Raw genomic sequence first — 16994 nt, 5'->3', positions numbered from 1 at the left:
GTCGTGCCTACGCTAGGACTGATCCACAATTCGCCGATGCTGGCACCCGTGTTCAACGAAATCGCGGCCCGGATCATGCCCGATGTGCGGATCCTGCACTTCGTCGATGAGAGCACGATCAAGAACACGATCGCCGCGGGCTGGCTCGAAAAGGCGACAATGCGGCAAGTGATCCGGCTGGTCGGCTCGACCTTCGACGCGGGATGCGACGTCGCGCTCGTCACTTGTTCGTCGATCGGGCCGGCGGTCGACATGGCCGCCGAACTCTACGAACAGCCGGTCCTCCGGGTCGATCGGGCGATGGTCGAAAAGGCAGTCGCGACCGGGCGCCGGATCGGCGTGGTCGCAACCCTTGCCACCACCTTGCGTCCCACCGCCGACCTGGTCCGCCGGGTTGCCGCGGAGCAGGGCAAGCACGTCGAGATCATCGAACTGGTCTGCCCCGGGGCTTTCGACGCCGTGATGGCGGGCGACGGCGCGACGCATGATCGCATCGTCGGCGAGGGGCTGACCGAGGGCATGAAGGGAGTCGACGTCATCCTGCTCGCTCAGGCTTCGATGGCGCGCGTGGTGGCGAGCCTGGAAGGCGCGGTCCCGGCTCCGGTTTTCTCGAGCCCCGAACTCGGCATGGTGCGCGCCGCGGAAGTGCTTCGGGGACTCGCCAGGTGAAGAAGCGCCACGGCGTCCTTGCGCTGCTGGCCGTACTTTCGGTCATCACCTTCATCGATCGCATGGCGATCGCGGTGACCGGGCCGACGATCCAGAAGGACCTGAACATCACCCCCGATCAATGGGGGTGGGTGCTGAGCGCCTATGTGATCGCTTACGCCGTGTTCGAAGTGCCGTCGGGCGCGCTCGGCGACCGTTATGGCTATCGCAAGGAACTGACCCGGATCACCGTCTGGTGGTCGTTCTTCACTGCGGCCACGGCGCTGTGCCGCAACTTCTGGCAATTGACTGCGGCGCGGTTCCTGTTCGGGCTCGGCGCGGCGGGCGCCTATCCCAATATGTCGGGCGTGCTCTATCGCTGGCTGCCGGCGCGCGAGCGGGCGCGGGGGCAGGGCGTGATCTGGGCGGCGAGCCGGTTCGGCGGCGCGCTGGCGCCGCTGCTGCTGGTGCCGATGAACAAGCATTTCGGCTGGCAGGCGGTGTTCGTGATCCTCGGCGTGATCGGCTTCCTCTGGGCGATCGTCTGGTGGCGGCTCTATCACGATCGCCCGGCCGACCACCCGGGGATCACTGCGGAGGAGGTCGCCGAAATCGGCAGCGACGAGGCCGCGGGCCATTCGGGCACGCCGTGGAAGAAATTGCTGAGCCTGCCGCAATTGTGGCTGATCGCGCTGGCTTATTGCTTCTATGCGTTCGGCAGCTGGTTCTTTTTCGGCTGGTTCCCGACCTGGCTGGTCAAGGGCGCAGGCTTCACCGTGGCCGAGATGGGGCTGTACGGGTCGATCCCCTTCCTGCTCGGCATCGTCAGCAATCTTGCCGGCGGTGTGCTCTGCGATCGGTTGGCGCAGCGGATCGGCATCCGCAATGCCTATCGCCTGATCACCAGCATTTGTCTCGTCGGGACGGCGGCGTTGCTGTTTGCGATGAGCCTTGCGACGGGCAAGCTCGCGATCATCGTGCTCGCGGGCGCCGCCTTCGCAGTGATGGATCTGATGCTGCCCGCCGCCTGGGCGATGTGCATGTCGATCGGCGGGCGCTACGGCGGCACCGCGAGCGGCGTGATGAACACCGCGGGCAATCTCGGCGGGTTCGTCTGCACGGTGGTGATTGGCTATGTCATCGCCGGCACCGGCAATTACGACGTGCCGGTGCAGGGCGTCGCGGTGATGGTGCTGATCGCGGCAGGGCTGTTCGCGCTGATCGATTGCACCAAGGGCTTCGATCACAAGGTGGCGCCGATCTGACCGGGGTCGTGACACGATCACTCTCAGCCGTCATCCCGGATGTCAGGCTTTCCCGGAAAAACCGCAGGTTTTACGCTGGAAAGCCTTACAGTCCGGGATTCACCTCTCCGCCGGGACACGCCTCACGGTGGATGACGGTATTGAATCGCAGCGGTGTCAGCCGCCCAGCCGCACCGTCTCGAAGAAATCCTCGCCGCCGATCTGGCCGCCCTTGAGCACCAGCTCGAGCCCGTCCACTGCGGGGTCGGCGGCATGGGCGCGGACCAGCGGGGCGCCGGGCTCGATCGGCGCGGCCCAGGTCAGCGCGTCGATTCCGAGCTCGGCGACGCCGTGGCTCGACGTATCGCCGCCGGCGAACAGCAGCCGGCGAAGACCGGTGCGCCGGATCGCCGCCGCGGTGATCCGGCCCAGCGCCGCACCGAGCCGGTCGCCTGCAGCGGTCGCGTCTTCACCCAAGGGTCCCTGTGCCGAATAGATGACGCAGCGCCCGCCCTCGGCGAGCGCGGCGCAGGCAGTGTCGACCAGCCGCATCTCCGCCGCCGCGTCGCCGTGCAGCAGCGCCGGGACATCGGCTTCGAGCGCAAAATAGCCATTGGCGGCCGAGCGCGCGATTTGCCGCGCAGTGACCGGCGAACAGCTGCCGCTGACGACGAGCAGGCGCTCCGAAGCGGGGGCGCGAACCGCGGGGGCCGCAGCGTCGATCAGCCCGGCGTCGCGCCATGCGAGCACCAATGCGCGAGTCACGCCCGAACTGCCGGCGGCGAAGCGGACGCGATGGGTGCGCAGCACGGCGCCGGTCGCCGCGAGATCGGCCATCGAGACACCGTCGAACAGCACTGCGTCGGCTTCGCCGGCAACTTCGCGCCAAGCCGCTTCCGCTTCCCCCGTCTGGATCCGGTCGAGCGGCACGAGGGCGATCCGCGCGGTGGTCTGGTGGGCGAGATGGCGGATCAGATCGGCCTCGCGCATCGGAGTGACCGGGTGGCGCGACATGGTCGGGTGCCGATCGATGCGATACGTCTCGGCGCCCGCCGCGGCGAACAAATTGCCGAACGCAACATAGCGGCGCAGATGCGGTGCGCCGACCACGATCGCCGCGGTGCCGCCGACGCTGGCGCGGCCGATATCGATCGCCCGGCCGATCGAGCCGGTCCGCGGGCTGGAATCGAAGGTCGAGCAGGTCTTGTAATGGACAAGTCCGGCGTCGCTCAGCGCGGCGAAGGCGGTGGGCAGGTGCGCGCTCATCCACTCGGGCGAGCGGCTGCGGCTGTCGCCGGCGATGCCGATCGCGCGGGCCTGGGAAAATCGCGCGCGCAGTTCGGCATCGGGATGGCGCAGGAAGAGCACCGCGGGGACGCCACCCTCGGCGAGCTGCTCGAGGACATCGGTCGATCCGGTGAAGTCGTCGCCGTAGAAGGCGTAGAGCAACGTCACCCGCCAAAGGCTCCCATCGCGGCGCGCAATTCGGGTGCGTCCCTGGCCGCATCGGCCAGCGGCACCCCCGCCACCGCTGCCTCCCAGGCGAGCAGCAACGCGCGTACCCCGGCTGCCGGGCCGTGGGGATGCGCCATGATCCCACCGCCGGCGGCGAACATCAGATCGGTGGTGCCGAGCGCCTGATAGGTCGCGGCCGCCTGCATCACCGACTGGCCCGAGGAGAAGACCGGCAGGATCTCGCATCCCGGATGCGGCGCATCGAACATCGGCGTCAGGCATTCGCGGGCCGACGCGATCACGCTCTCATTGGTCTCGCAGAACTTGTTGTCGATGCCGTTGACATGGGTGTGGTCGATCCCGGCGAGCCGCCACAATTTCTGGAACGCGATATAGCTCATGCCGAGTGCCGGCGAGCGGCCGAGCATGCCCCAGCCGTTGCGATGGCCGTGGATCGGCAGCTGTGAATGCGCGCGCAGGACCTTCATCGCGGGCAGGCCGATCGAATTCATGCTCGCCATGATGCAAGTGCCGCCTTCGGCCAGCACATGATCATGGCGCGCGAGCATCTCGTCGATCTCGCCGGTGAGGTTGGCGGCGTACATCACCTTTTTGCCGGTCCGATCGGCGTGGTCGCGGATCACCCGCATCACTGCGGATATCCGTGCGTCGAACGGACAATGCGGGCCGTCGGCCTGCAACTCGTCGTCCTTGATGAAATCGACGCCGGCTTCGACGAGCACGCGTACCTGCTCGGCCGTGGCTTCGGGGGAGAGGCCGACGCTGGGCTTGATGATCGTGCCGATGATCGGGCGATCATGGACACCGGCCAGCGCGCGGGTGCCCGCGACGCCGAACTGGGGACCTTGATAACGATCGAGAAACGTCGGGGGCAGCTTCAGGTCGACGAGCTTGAGGCCGGAAAACGCCTTCAGCTCGGAAAGATTGCCGGCGATCGCCGCCAGCAGATTGGGGAGCGACGGGCCGAAGTTCGCCAGCGGCCATGACAAGGTGACGCGCGCGGTGCGCCGCCGCGCGTCGTCGCCGCCTTTCGGAAGCCCCGAGCCGGGCAGCGAAGGCGCGGCGACATCGCCGAGCTCGACCAGTTCCTCGACCCGTGCGGCATGCGCCTCGCGCAGCGCATCGGTCTCGCCCGGAACGCGGACGAAGGTGCCGGTCGATTGCTCGCCCGCCATGGTCGTCGCCGCCTGCTCGAGCGGGAAGGCGGTTTCGATGAGATAGGTAGCGGTGACCCGATCGCTGCTGGTCATCACGCGGTCTTGAAATAGGTGGCGGTGCGCTCGGTATCGACCGCGTGATAGGGCACGAAGACGAGATCGCGGCCGTCGACGCTGGTGCGATAGGCTTCCGGCTGGCCGGGCATCGACTGAAGCGCGCGGGGCAAAGCGACGACCTGGTTCTCGATCCCCTCCCATGGATTGATCCCGACATACATCACCGCACCGCGCATCAGCGCCTGTAGGTTCGGGTTCTGGTCATCGATGGCGAGCGTGCGCAGCGGCTGGGGCAGGACCAGATCGATCGTGTCGCCGGCCTTCCAGACGCGATCGACTATCGCCAGCTGGCCGGGCGTGGCGGGCCGCGCCTTGCCATTGACCGCAATGGTCGCACCCTTGCTCCACGCGGGGATGCGCAGCTTCATCGCGAAGCGGCCATTGCCCGGTTTGCGCACGGTGAGGCGCACCTTGTCCGCTGCGGGATAATCGGTTTCCTGAACCACCTCGACTGCGCCGCCGGGACGGTCCCATTTCACTTCCGACGGCGCGTACATGTTGACCAGCAGCGCGTCGTCGTCGTGGAAATAGAGATTGAGCACGTAGTCGGCGACGCCCTGCACCAGGGTGCCCGAGCAGCACGGCCATTTCTGGTGGTAATAACGCTTCTCGCCCTTGCTCCCGTAATCGGAATAATAGGGATAGCCGCCGTCGCTGTCAGGCATGCGGCTGGCGAGCATCGTGTTGTAGAGCGTGCGCTCGAGCCCGTCGCCATAGACCGGCTCGCCGGTGAAGCGGATCAGGTAACGCGCGAGCTTGAGGTCGGCAAAGGCGCCGCACGGCGTCTCGAAATGCGCCTTCGAGCTTTGCAGGCTCGCGGCCAATTTCCCCTGATGCAAATGGACGAACTGTTCCTCCGGTCCCCAGCCGCCGCTGGCGAAGCGCTGCGGCTCCATGAACTTCCACGCATTTTCCAGCGCCTTGCGATATTTGGCGTCGCCGAGATGGAGATAGGCCTGCGCACCCGAGCTCAATGCGATCGTGTGGCTGTAGGCATGCTTCTCGGGCAGCACGTCCTGCCCCGCGGCGAGCGGGTCGAACCATTCCTTGTCGAGCAGATAATGGATCGCCATCTGCCGGTACTTGTCGTCGCCGGTGATGTCGGCGACGTGGAACAAATTCTCCGACATGATGTACGTCTCGTCGTACGGCGGATTGACCTTGCCGATCCGGTCGCGCGAGACCGGCGAGATATAGGGGCGGCATTTTTCGATGATGATCGGCAGCAGGGTCTTCGCCTGCTCGACGCCGCTCAGTCGGTAGGCATCGATCATGCCGACGACGTATTTGTCCATGACATAGGCGGCCCACTGCGCCTGCGCCTTCGGGCCGGCATAGGGGTTGGACGCCCTGACGAACGCCTTGCCGAAGCCGTCGACCAGAGCTGCGACCTTGGCGTGCGCGGCCTTGTCGCCGGTCGCCGCGCCAAGGCGGGCGAGACCGGAGATGTACTGGCCGAGCGTCAGGCCGGGGACGAAGCCGTCCTGATCATACCAGCCGCCCATGTTGGGACCCGGCGCCGGCAGGCCGGCATTCTCGCGGAAGACCTTGAGTACGCGATCATTGTCCAGCGCCAGATAATGGGCATGGACCTGGTCATATTGGCGCTTGATCCGGCCGCCGGTGAGCCGCACCGCGCCATAGGGAAATTCGTGCACCGCTTCCTTGCCCGCCAGCGCAGGCGCGGCGCCGGCGGCATGCGCCGCAAACGCAGCGGGAAGCGTGCCTGCCGCACCGGCGCAAGCCGCGCAGTGCAGCATCGCGCGGCGGGAGAAAACCGCACTGTCGGAGCCGTTCATATCCATCCTCTGCTTTGCTTGTTCGGTGATCGGCACGCTTTTGGAGCCTGTTTGGCGGAACTCTATCACTCTATCGTTTATCTTCGCAATGCCGTAGAAGCGAAGCTATTCGAAAGTTCGTTGAGCGCGGCGACGGTCGCCGCTGCAGGCGCACCAAGGAGGATCGCGTCGTCGAGCAGCGCCGATGCCTGTTCCTGAAAGGCCATGTACCCGTCATGGCGTGGACGGAGCCACGCGGCTTCCAGCGTCGCGCGGGTGGCGGCGTAGAAATCGTGAGTCTCGGCGTTGACCTGTGCGTCGCGCCACGCGCGGTCGTGTCCCGGCTGGCCGCCGGCCGCGGCATAGAGGCCGGCCTGCACGGCGCCCGAGGCGACCCACGCGGCGAACCGCGTCGCTTCGGCTATGTGCTTGCCGAGCGCGGAGACCGCGATGCCGGTGCCGCCCAGCGCCGAACCGGCGACGCCGGCCGGTCCGAGCGGCGCAAGATCGGCGAACGCGATCCGGTGCGGCCGGAAGCCGGCACGGGCATAATTCGCATAGCCGTAGATGAACGGGGTGGCGGCCAGCCGCGAATCCGGCGCGGTCATCGCCTCGAACACGGCGATCGGATCCTGCGTCCGCGCATGTTCACGGACCACGGCCGCGAGCTCGAGCAGGCGCTCATAAGCTTCGCCGGCGACCTCCGGGTCGAACAGCCGGTCTCCGATGGAATCGGGCGAACCGCCGAGCTGACCGCAGAGCGTGAACAGCGTCATCAGCGCATGCGGCGGCCGCAAGGGACAAGCGAGCCGGCCCGCGCGCCCAAGCGCCAGGATTTCGTCCCAGCTGGCCGGTGGCGCGTCGATACGATCGGGCACATAGGCCTGGACCTGCGCCGCCGCGTCGATCGGGAGCGCCCATTGGCGGCCGTCGAAACGATAGCTTTCATACGAGCGACCGACCGAGCCTGCCGCCGTTTCCGCGAGCTGCGCCGTGTCGAGGAAGGGCGCGAGACAGCCTTGCTTCACGATCTGGCCGACATGGGGATGATCGATCACGATCAGGTCGAATCGACGGGCGAGATCGTCCAGCGGATAATGTTCGAAGTCCTGCAGCGAACGTGCTTCCCACGCGATCGGTGCGCCACCCAGCTCGACCCAGCGTGCGGACGCGGCGACCAGCGGGTCGAGGCCGCGCGCGTGGTTCCAGGTCATCCCGCTCAGCATCGCGCGCCCCCGTCAAAGCCTCGATCAATCACGTTGACATGATTTGCCAGCGAACATACCGTGCATCTACAAATAGACAAATGCAAATGGAGCGGATGCGGCGAATGGAACTTCACGAAGACGCGGTCGCGTCGGTCGAGGCATTGCCGCTCGACGGGATCGTCGTGCTCGACCTCAGCCAGTTCCTCGCCGGTCCTTCGTGCGCGCTGCGTCTTGCCGATCTGGGCGCCAAGGTCATCAAGGTGGAGCGACCCGCAGGCGGCGATACCGGCCGCTCGCTCGAATTGGCCGGGCAGCGCTTCGGCGATGCCAGCGCGCTGTTCCACACGATCAATCGCAACAAGCAGAGCTACGCCGCGGATCTCAAGGATCCGACCGAGCGCGCGCGGGTCGAGGCTCTGGTGCGCCGCGCCGACGTGGTGGTGCATAATTTCCGCCCGGGCGTGATGGACCGGCTCGGCCTCGGTTACGAGCGCATCGCCGAGCTCAATCCGCGCATCGTCTATGCCGGTGTGTCGGGCTATGGCGATACCGGCCCGTGGCGCGATCGGCCGGGCCAGGACCTGCTCCTCCAGGCGCTGTCGGGCATGGCAACGCTCTCCGGCGATCGCGACCAGCCGCCGATGCCCGCGGCGCTGGCGATCGTCGACATGACCGCGGGGGCGCAGCTGGCGATCGGGATACTCTCGCTACTCGTCCGGCGCGGCGTCACCGGGCGCGGGGGCCGGGTGGACGTCAGCCTGCTCGATGCGGCGGTCGATCTGCAGTTCGAGCCGCTCACTGTCTTTCTCAACGGCGGCGGCGCGCCCGAGCGCGGCGTGCGCAACGCCAATGTCTATCTGCCTGCGCCTTACGGCATCTACGACACCGCCGACGGCCATCTTGCGCTGGCGATGATGCCGGTCGATACGCTCGGCGAAGTGATCGGCAATGCGCGGCTCGCCGCGTGGCCGAGCGACCAATGGCTGGGCGAGCGCGACGCGATCAAGGCCGAGGTCGCCGGGCATCTCGCCACCGGCACGAGCGAGTATTGGCTGGGCCTGCTCGAAGCGGCAGGTTTGTGGGTTGCGCCCGTGCTCGATTGGCCGGCGTTGCTCGATCAGCCCGGCTTCAAGGCGCTCGACGCGATCCAGACGATCCACAGCGGCGGCGAGACGATGCGGACCACCAGTTCGCCGATCCGGATCGACGGACACCGGCTGAAGGCCCGCGCGCCGCGCCGCGGCTTGGCGAAGGCAATGCGCGGATCGATGCCGAATTGGGTGTCGCGGAGGTGAAGGCATGATCGTCGAACAATATTTCGAAGACTATGCCATCGGGTCGAGCCGCGAGAGTTTCGGGAGGACGATCACCGAGGCCGATTTCGTCGTTCATGCCGGGCACACCGGCGATTTCTTCCCGCACCATATGGACGCGCATTGGTGCGCCACCCAGCCGATCGGCCAGCGCATCGCGCACGGCACCCTGGTGTTCTCGGTCGGCGTCGGGCTGACCGCATCGACGATCAACCCGCACGCGATGTCGACCGGCTATGACCGGCTGCGCTTCGTCCGCCCGGTACATATCGGGGATACCATCCGCACGATCACCCGCATCGCGGAGAAGCGCGACCACAAGCGCGCCACGCACGGCGTGGTGGTGGAGACGGTCGACGTCCGCAACCAGCGCGACGAGACCGTACTGGCCTGCGAGCATCTCTATCTCGTCACGCGGCGCACGCCGTTCGCGGCGGGCTGAGGCGATGCGGCGCCGTCGCTTGCCAGGCATTGCGGGGGCGGGCGTCATTCTGGCCGTCGGCGCGGCTTCGATCGCGGCGCTGGCGGTGCAAGTGCGAAGCGGTCCTGCGGCGCCCGCCGCGGCAGTGAAGGCGAATGCCCCCCGTTATGGGCTGGCGAGCGCCGGGCTTGGCTATCCCTTCGCCGCGGCGATCGCCAAGGGCTTCGCAGACGCCGCGCGCGAGGCCGGGGCGCAAGCCGTAGTGCTTGATGCGCGCGGCGACATCCAGAAGCAGGCGAACGATGTGCAGGACCTGATCGTCCAGCGGGTCGAAGGCATCGCGATCATGCCGCTCGATGCCGTAGTGGCGCAGGGCTGGGTCAATCGCGCCGGCGCCGCGGGGGTGCCGATCGCCGCGGTCGCCGCGCAGGTCGGCGATCCGCGTGCCCGCGCGATCCACGATGTCTATCCCGGGCTGGTGGCGCTGGCGACGCAGGACGAAGTGACTGCCGGGGAAGCCGCCGGGCGGCTTGCCGCGACTTTGCTGCCCAAAGGCCGGCAGTCGCGAATCGCGATCATCGAAGGGGCGGCGGGCTTTCCCGAAGTCGAGCAGCGCGCGCGTGGGTTCCGCCAGGCGCTCGATGCCGCGGGCGCCGACTACCGCATCGTCGCGTCGCAGCCGGGCAACTGGACTTCCGACAAGGGCGAGGCGGCGTGCCAGAATATCCTGAGCGCACAGCCCGATGTCGACCTGTTCTTCAACGAGGCAGACGACATGCTGATCGGCTGCGCGCGCGCGGTGCGTGCCGCCGGATCCAAGGCGCGGCTGGTCGGGCTGGGCGGCTCGAAGCTCGCCGTCGCTTCGATCAAGGCCGGGGCAGTCGACGGGACGGTCTGCTTCAAGCCCGAGGCTTTGGGCGCGCTGATCTTCGCGGCGCTGCGGGCGCGGGCGGAGGGTGGCGACCGGCGCGAGCGCCGGTTCCTCACCTATCCGCTGCCGGCCGTGACCCGGGCGACCGTCGGCCAATGCGTGGGGCAATGGTGATGGCGCTGCTCGAGACACAAGGCGTCGCCAAGCGCTTTCCGAACGGGACCGTCGCGCTGGCGGGCGTCGATCTGATCGTCGCACCGGGGCGAGTGCACGGGCTGCTCGGCGCGAACGGCGCGGGCAAGTCGACCCTGATCAAGATCCTGTCCGGAGTGCTGGCGCCGAGCGACGGCGTCATGCTGTGGCGCGGCGAACCGGCCAGATGGCGCAGGCCGATCGAGGCGCGCCGCGCGGGGATTGCGACGATCCAGCAGCATATCCCGCTGGTGCCGACCCTGTCGGTGCGCGAGAATATCCTGCTCGATCGCGGTGGCGTGCTGCGCGAACGGCAAGGCGATCGCGACGTGGTGCGTGCGCTGCTGGCGCGGATCGACTGCGCGATCGATTCCGAGGCGTTGGTCGGCGAGTTGCGCATCGGCGACCGCCAGATGGTCGCAATCGCGCAGGCGCTGGCGAGTGGCGCCGAACTGGTCATCATGGACGAGCCGACCGCATCGCTCGCCGGCCACGAACGCGAGGCAGTCTATCGCATCATCCGCCGGCTGGCGCATGACGAGGGGCGGGCGGTGCTGTTCATCTCGCACTTCCTCGACGAGATCGTCGCGCTGACCGACACGATCACCGTGCTGCGCGACGGCCGCGCGGTGCTTGATGCGGAAACCGCAAGCGTTAGCGAGGCCGACATCGCCGCCGCGATCGCCGGCGAAAAGTTGAACGCGCTCGAGCGGACGCATCGTGCGGCGCCGACCGGCGAGGTCGCGCTCCGGGTAGAGCGGCTGGTCACCCCGCAGCTGGCGCAGCCTGTCGATCTGCGCATTCGCCGGGGCGAGATCCTGGGCGTGGCGGGCCTGCTCGGATCGGGTCGCAGCGAACTGCTTCACGCGATTTTCGGATCGGATCGGCGCGCGCGCGGGGCCGTGTCGCTCGACGGGAAGATCATTGGCCGCAGCCCCGAGGAAGCGGTGGAAGCCGGCATCGCACTCGTCGCCGAGGAACGCGTGGCACAGGGGCTGGTGCCGGGGTTCGAGATCTGGCGCAATCTCAGCCTGCCGCATGCGGGCGCATCCGGCTGGTTGCTCGACGAGGATGCCGAGCGCTCTGCGGCCGAACATGCCGTCGAGCGGCTGGCGATCAAGGCGGCGGGCATCGACACGCCGGTCACCGAGCTTTCCGGCGGCAATGCCCAGAAGGTGACGATCGCCCGCTGGCTGCGCCCCGAGACCCGGCTGCTGCTGCTCGACGAGCCGAGCGCGGGCATCGATGTCGGCGCGCGGACCGAGATCATGCGGCTGATCCGTCAGCTTGCCGACGAGGGGTTGCCGATCCTGCTCGTCTCTTCCGACTTCTCCGAGCTGCTCGCGCTCACCGATCGGGTGCTGGTGCTGCGCGATCGGCGGATCGTGGCGGACCGGCTGGCCGCCGAACTCGACGAAGACACTCTCATCCTGCTCGCCGGCGGATCGGCCGGCAGCGACAACAGGGAAATTGCCGCATGACCGCACGCGCCCATTGGCGGCGTTCGCTGAGCCTCAGGGAGGCCGGCGTCTATTATGCGCTCGCCTTGCTGATGGCCGCGCTGGCGGGCTTCGCCGCCGCGCGCGGGCTGCCGCCCTATTTCTCCGCGGGGAACATGACGAACATCGTCTACCAGGCGTCGCTGGTCGGGATCATGGGCGTGGCGATGACGATCGTGCTGATCACCGGCGCGTTCGACCTGTCGGTCGCCTCGGTGGCGGCGCTGGCCGCGGCGGTGCTGATCGGGCTGGCGCCGTCGATCGGGTTTCCATTGGCGGTGCTTGCGGCGCTGACCACCGGCGCGGCGATCGGGCTGGTCAACGGCATGATCGTCAATCTGGTCGGGATCAACGCCTTCATCGTGACGCTCGGATCGCTCACTGCGGTGCGTGGGCTCGTGCTGACGCTTACCGACGGGCGTTCGCTGATGGTCGAGGATCCGCAGGTGCTGGCGCAGTTGTTGGCGTTCGAGAGCGGGCGAGTGGCGGCGTTCTGGCCGATGCTGGCGCTGGCGGCCGGCCTGGTCGCGCTGGGAGCGTGGCAGATCAACAAGATGCGCGCTGCCGGTCGGCCAGTGCGGCCGGGCGCGGCGATCGGCGGACTGGTGCTGGCGGCGCTCGCGCTCGCGGGCGGGCCGGGGCTGCTGCTGCCCAACCCGGTCCTCTACCTCGTCGCAATCACCGCGGTCGCGGCCTTCGTCCTCCGGTTCACCGTGACGGGGCGGCGCCTTTATGCGGTGGGGGGCAATGCCGAGGCGGCCCGCCTGTCGGGCATCGACGTCACTGCGTACAAGATCGGCGCCTTCGTCCTCTCCGGGCTTGCCGCCGGGTTCGCCGGGGTGCTGTTCGCCAGCCGCCTCGGCGCGATCAACCCTACCGCGCTGCAAGGCGCCGAGCTGACCGTGATCGCCGCGGCGATCCTCGGCGGTACGTCGCTGTTCGGCGGTGCGGGCAGCGTGGTGAAGACCGTCGTCGGTGCGCTGATCCTGTTCACCCTGACCAATGGATTTAACATTCTCAATCTCGGCGCGAACTATCAGGGCCTGATCGAGGGCCTCGTCGTGATCGTCGCGGCGGCGATCTATACCATCGGCGGCAAGGGGGCCGGGCGATGAGCGGCCCGCGTCCGCTGGAGGGCCTGCTGGTCCTCGACATGGCGCAGTTCCTCGCCGGCCCTTCGGCGGCGCTGAAGCTCGGCGATCTCGGCGCGCGGGTGATCAAGATCGAGCGGCCCGGCCTCGGCGACATCGGCCGGACGCTCTATCTCAGCGATACTCAGGTCGGCGGCGATTCCACGCTGTTCCACGCGATCAACCGCAACAAGGAAAGCTTCGCCGCCGACCTCAAAGACCCGGTGGACCTCGAAGCCGTGCATCGCCTCGCCGCGCAGGCCGATGTGGTCATCCAGAACTTCCGCCCCGGCGTAGCAGATCGACTCGGCATCGGCGCCGCCGCCATGCGCGCGCGGCACCCGCGGCTGATCCATGCGACGATCTCCGGCTATGGCGACGAAGGCCCCTGGGCGCATTTGCCGGGTCAGGATCTGCTCGCTCAGGCGGTTTCGGGCGTGATGTGGCTCAATGGTTCGGCCGGCGACGGCCCGGTGCCCTTCGGTCTGTCGGTCGCCGACATGCTCGCCGGGCATGTGCTGGTACAGGGTATCTTGGCGGCTCTGGTGCGGCGCGGGATCACCGGCGAGGGCGCGACGGTCGAGACGAGTCTGCTGGAGGCGATCGTCGACTTCCAGTTCGAAGTGCTGACCACCCATCTCAACGACGATCTCCGCCCCCCGCAACGCGCCGCATTCAACAACGCGCATGCCTATCTCGCCGCACCCTATGGTGTCTACGCGACTGCGGACGGGCACCTCGCACTTGCGATGACGCCGTTGGCGGTGCTGGCACGGCTGCTCGAGCTCCCGGCGCTTGGCCAGTTCGCCGACGGCTTCCACGAGCGCGACACGATCAAGCGGATCATCGCCACGCGGCTGGCGGAGCATCCCACCGGGCATTGGCTCGACGTGCTGCGCGCCGAAGACGTGTGGTGCGCGCCGGTGATGGACTGGCAGGGGCTGCTCGAAGCCGAAGCGTTCCAGCGGCTCGACATGCTCCAGCGCGTCGAGCGCGACGGCATCGGCCTGATGACGACGCGCAGCCCGCTGCGCATCGATGGCACGCGTAGCCGGAACCTCGCCGCGGCGCCCGCGCCGGGGGCCGATACCGCGCGAATCCGCCACGAATTCGGCTTGGGACAAGGCGGCGGGAAGGCCTGAACTTTCCATCTTGCCAAGCCCGGCAAAAAGCATATGACTCGTTCGCAAATAAAGTAATACTACACATATAAACGGGAGAGAGAGGCATGAAGGCGAAAACGCTTCTGCGCGCGAGCGCATGGACTTTGGCACTGGCGATTGCCGCCCCTGCCTGGGCCCAGGCGCAAGACGCTGCTGCTACGGACGTGCCCGAAGCCGAGCAGGAAATCGTCGTCACCGGCATTCGCGCCAGCCTTTCCTCCGCCCAGTCGCTCAAGCGCAACGCCGACACGGTGGTCGACTCGATCGTCGCCGAGGACATTGGCAAGCTTCCCGACGTCAACGTTTCCGAAGCGCTCCAGCGGATCACCGGCATCCAGGTCCAGCGCGACGTCGGTGAGGGCGCCGGCCGTGTGCAGATCCGCGGCCTCGGCAGCGTCGAGACGACGATCAACGGCCGCGATGCCTTCACTGGCGTCGATCGCACCTTCAACCTTCAGAATTTGCCAGCTGAATTGCTTTCGCGCCTCGACGTCTACAAGGCGCCGACCGCGAACCTGCTCGAGGGCGGTCTCGGCGGCACGATCGACATCCGCACGCGTCGGCCGTTCGACTTCCCCAATTCGGTCGTCACGGGAAGCGCGCGCGCACGCTATGCGGATCTCGCCAAGAAGTGGGATCCGATGGTGTCGATCCTGATGAGCGACCGCTATGATTCCCCCATCGGCGAGATCGGCCTGCTCGTCGCCGCCGCCTATCAGCAGCGCTCCTATCGCCAGGACTTCAACATCACCGGCGCGCCGGTGCCACGCACCGACCTGATCGCGGGCCAGACGGTCAATTCGCCCAACGGCAGCTACAAGGTGCAGGTGCTCGGCCAGCGCCGCCGTGTCGGTCTCAATGCCGCGCTGCAGTGGCAGGCGGCGCCCAATCTTATGTTCTATCTCGAGGGGCAATATTCGCGCTTCCGCACCGAGCAGGATCAGAACGGCCTGCTCATCCAGTCGAACCGCAACGCCAACCAGCCGACGCTGCGCGTGCCCGTCGCGGGCAGTTTCACTACGATCGAGGGCACCAACAATCTCGCGACCGGATCGTTCGCCAACCAGCCCTTCTCGCTGATTGGCGTCTCGCGCGACTTGCTCGACGAGAATCAGACCTATGCGTTCGGCGGTGAGTGGCACAATGATAGCGGGCTGAAGGTCAGCTTCGACCTGAGCTACGACAAGTCCTATTCGGAGCTCGATTATCGCGAGCTCGACCTGCTCGGTGTCGCGCCGCGCTACAATCAGGACACGACCACCGACGTGCCGTCGTTCAGCCTCGACGGCGTCGACCTCAACAATCTGGCGAACTTCACCGCCGGGCCGCTCACCCAGAACGTCAACCAGTCCTACGGCAAGCAATATGCCGGCCGGCTCGACGTGACCTATGATCTGCCGGGCGGCTTCCTGTCGCAAATCGCGGTCGGGGCGCGCTATGCCGATCGTTCGGCGATCTTCTATCCGACCCGCTTCTTCCAGAATCCGGTCAGCAACAACGTGTCGAACGTGTCGCAATTCCTGATCCAGAACCCCGTCGACGACTTCTTCCAGAGTTCGGCCTCGGGGGTCTCGTTCCCGCAGAGCTTCCAGATTGCCGATCCCGACGCGCTGCGCGGCAATTTCGAGACGATCCGCACCGCGCTCGGCATCACTGCGCTTCCCGCGATCACGCCGCTCGGCATCTTCGACATCAGCGAGAAGACGCTCGCCGGCTACGCCATGGCCAAATACCAGTTCGAGATCGGCGGCATTCCGATCGACGGCAATGTCGGCGTCCGGGTCATCAAGTTCCGCGGCACGCTGACCGGCAACACCGCGACCTTTATCAGCGTCACCAACCCGGTGACCGGCGTGGTCACCCGGACCCAGAACGGCTTCGCGCCGATCAACGAGGAGCCGCGCCGCACCGATGTGCTGCCGAGCTTCAACCTGCGCGCGCGCTTCACCGACGAACTCCAGCTTCGCCTCGGCGCGTCGCGGGTGCTCACCCGGCCGGGCTTCTCGTCGCTCACCCCCTCGCTGACCCTGGTGCCGGCGCAAGGCGCGGGCTCGGGCGGCAATCCGTTCCTGAAGCCGTTCACGGCGAACCAGGTCGACGCCTCGCTCGAATATTACTTCTCGAAGACCGGATCGGTGTCGCTGGCGGGCTTCTACAAATGGGTGAACGCTTTCACCTCGACGACGATCGAAACCAATGTCGATATCGGCGGAATCCTCTACAATATCACCCGCCCGATCAACAGCGGCAAGGGCTTCGTCCGCGGCTTGGAAGTGGGTGGCCAGACCTTCTTCGACTTCCTGCCCGGCGCGCTCGACGGCTTCGGCGTCCAGGCGAACTACACCTTCGTCGACTCCGAGACTCCGACCTTGCTCAACGGCGCGCCGACTCCGCTCGGCAGTCTCTCGAAGCACAGCTACAACGTCTCGGCGCTCTACGAGAAGTTCGGCCTGTCGGCGCGCGTCGCGTATAACTGGCGCTCGAAGTTCCTCGAGGGCACTTTCGCGGGCACGCCGCCCGCGATCCCGGCGGGCCCGATCTACCGCAAGGGCTATGGCTGGCTCGACGCCTCGATCAACTACGACATCAGCGACAACGTCACGGTCACCTTCGAGGGTAGCAACCTGCTGCGCACCCGGCGCGAGAGCTATTACACCACGCCGACCTTGTTCAACGACCAGACGGTCGACGACCGCCAGTTCATGATGGGCTTCCGCTTCAAGTTCTGATCGCATTTCGCAGGCCGGGCCTGCGCAACTCAGCCCCTCCCTGCCAAG

Annotated in this window: 13 protein-coding genes; 9 read left to right on the top strand and 4 right to left on the bottom strand. The window is 67.2% G+C overall.

Annotation, left to right across the window (positions count from 1 at the left end; genetic code table 11):
* Positions 1–3 precede the first annotated feature (3 nt).
* Together CVN68_RS12565 and CVN68_RS12560 are read left to right on the top strand one after the other, a co-directional pair.
* Entirely contained in the window at positions 4–669 is a 666-nt protein-coding gene (locus tag CVN68_RS12565) for an aspartate/glutamate racemase family protein (RefSeq protein WP_100282511.1), read from the top strand.
* Entirely contained in the window at positions 666–1913 is a 1248-nt protein-coding gene (locus CVN68_RS12560; protein ID WP_100282510.1) for an MFS transporter, read from the top strand. The genes CVN68_RS12565 and CVN68_RS12560 overlap by 4 nt, the downstream gene beginning before the upstream one ends.
* Before the next feature lie 156 nt (positions 1914–2069).
* Here CVN68_RS12560 and CVN68_RS12555 read toward each other — a convergent pair whose 3' ends face one another.
* From CVN68_RS12555 to CVN68_RS12540, 4 genes are all read right to left on the bottom strand, one after another.
* Positions 2070–3347 carry a four-carbon acid sugar kinase family protein gene (locus tag CVN68_RS12555; RefSeq protein ID WP_100282509.1) on the bottom strand — a complete coding sequence of 426 codons (1278 nt, stop codon included), beginning with the start codon at positions 3345–3347 and terminating at the stop codon, positions 2070–2072.
* Complete coding sequence (locus CVN68_RS12550; protein WP_100282508.1) at positions 3344–4618, bottom strand: ribulose-bisphosphate carboxylase large subunit family protein; 1275 nt, start codon at positions 4616–4618, stop codon at positions 3344–3346. Before CVN68_RS12550 ends, CVN68_RS12555 begins: the two co-directional genes overlap by 4 nt.
* Positions 4618–6441 (bottom strand): beta-L-arabinofuranosidase domain-containing protein, encoded by a 1824-nt coding sequence (locus CVN68_RS12545; RefSeq protein WP_158298873.1) that lies wholly within the window; start codon positions 6439–6441, stop codon positions 4618–4620. The genes CVN68_RS12550 and CVN68_RS12545 overlap by 1 nt, the downstream gene beginning before the upstream one ends.
* Before the next feature lie 77 nt (positions 6442–6518).
* The gene (locus tag CVN68_RS12540) at positions 6519–7634 is read right to left on the bottom strand and encodes an extracellular solute-binding protein (protein ID WP_233503328.1); all 1116 of its coding nucleotides are present in this window, start codon (positions 7632–7634) and stop codon (positions 6519–6521) included.
* A gap of 116 nt (positions 7635–7750) precedes the next feature.
* Here CVN68_RS12540 and CVN68_RS12535 point away from each other — a divergent pair, with 116 nt between their 5' ends.
* From CVN68_RS12535 to CVN68_RS12505, 7 genes are all read left to right on the top strand, one after another.
* Positions 7751–8923: a CaiB/BaiF CoA transferase family protein gene (locus CVN68_RS12535; RefSeq protein ID WP_100282506.1), complete on the top strand. Its 1173-nt coding sequence runs from the start codon at positions 7751–7753 to the stop codon at positions 8921–8923.
* Between the two features lie 4 nt (positions 8924–8927).
* On the top strand, positions 8928–9383 hold the full coding sequence (locus tag CVN68_RS12530) for a MaoC/PaaZ C-terminal domain-containing protein (RefSeq protein ID WP_100282505.1): 456 nt from the start codon (positions 8928–8930) through the stop codon (positions 9381–9383).
* Between the two features lie 4 nt (positions 9384–9387).
* Positions 9388–10407, top strand: coding sequence for a sugar ABC transporter substrate-binding protein (locus CVN68_RS12525; RefSeq protein ID WP_100282504.1), 1020 nt, complete (start codon positions 9388–9390; stop codon positions 10405–10407).
* Positions 10389–11906 carry a sugar ABC transporter ATP-binding protein gene (locus tag CVN68_RS12520; protein WP_233503327.1) on the top strand — a complete coding sequence of 506 codons (1518 nt, stop codon included), beginning with the start codon at positions 10389–10391 and terminating at the stop codon, positions 11904–11906. The genes CVN68_RS12525 and CVN68_RS12520 overlap by 19 nt, the downstream gene beginning before the upstream one ends.
* Positions 11903–13039, top strand: a complete 1137-nt coding sequence (locus CVN68_RS12515) for an ABC transporter permease (protein WP_100282502.1) — start codon at positions 11903–11905, stop codon at positions 13037–13039. The genes CVN68_RS12520 and CVN68_RS12515 overlap by 4 nt, the downstream gene beginning before the upstream one ends.
* On the top strand, positions 13036–14196 hold the full coding sequence (locus CVN68_RS12510) for a CaiB/BaiF CoA transferase family protein (protein ID WP_100282501.1): 1161 nt from the start codon (positions 13036–13038) through the stop codon (positions 14194–14196). The genes CVN68_RS12515 and CVN68_RS12510 overlap by 4 nt, the downstream gene beginning before the upstream one ends.
* 86 nt (positions 14197–14282) lie before the next feature.
* Entirely contained in the window at positions 14283–16946 is a 2664-nt protein-coding gene (locus CVN68_RS12505; protein ID WP_100282500.1) for a TonB-dependent receptor, read from the top strand.
* Positions 16947–16994 lie beyond the last annotated feature (48 nt).

The sequence above is a fragment of the Sphingomonas psychrotolerans genome, assembly GCF_002796605.1.
In the GTDB taxonomy this organism is placed as follows: Bacteria; Pseudomonadota; Alphaproteobacteria; order Sphingomonadales; family Sphingomonadaceae; genus Sphingomonas; species Sphingomonas psychrotolerans.
The sequence above is the reverse complement of the archived record's forward strand: the minus strand, read 5'-3'. Positions and strand labels throughout refer to the sequence as shown.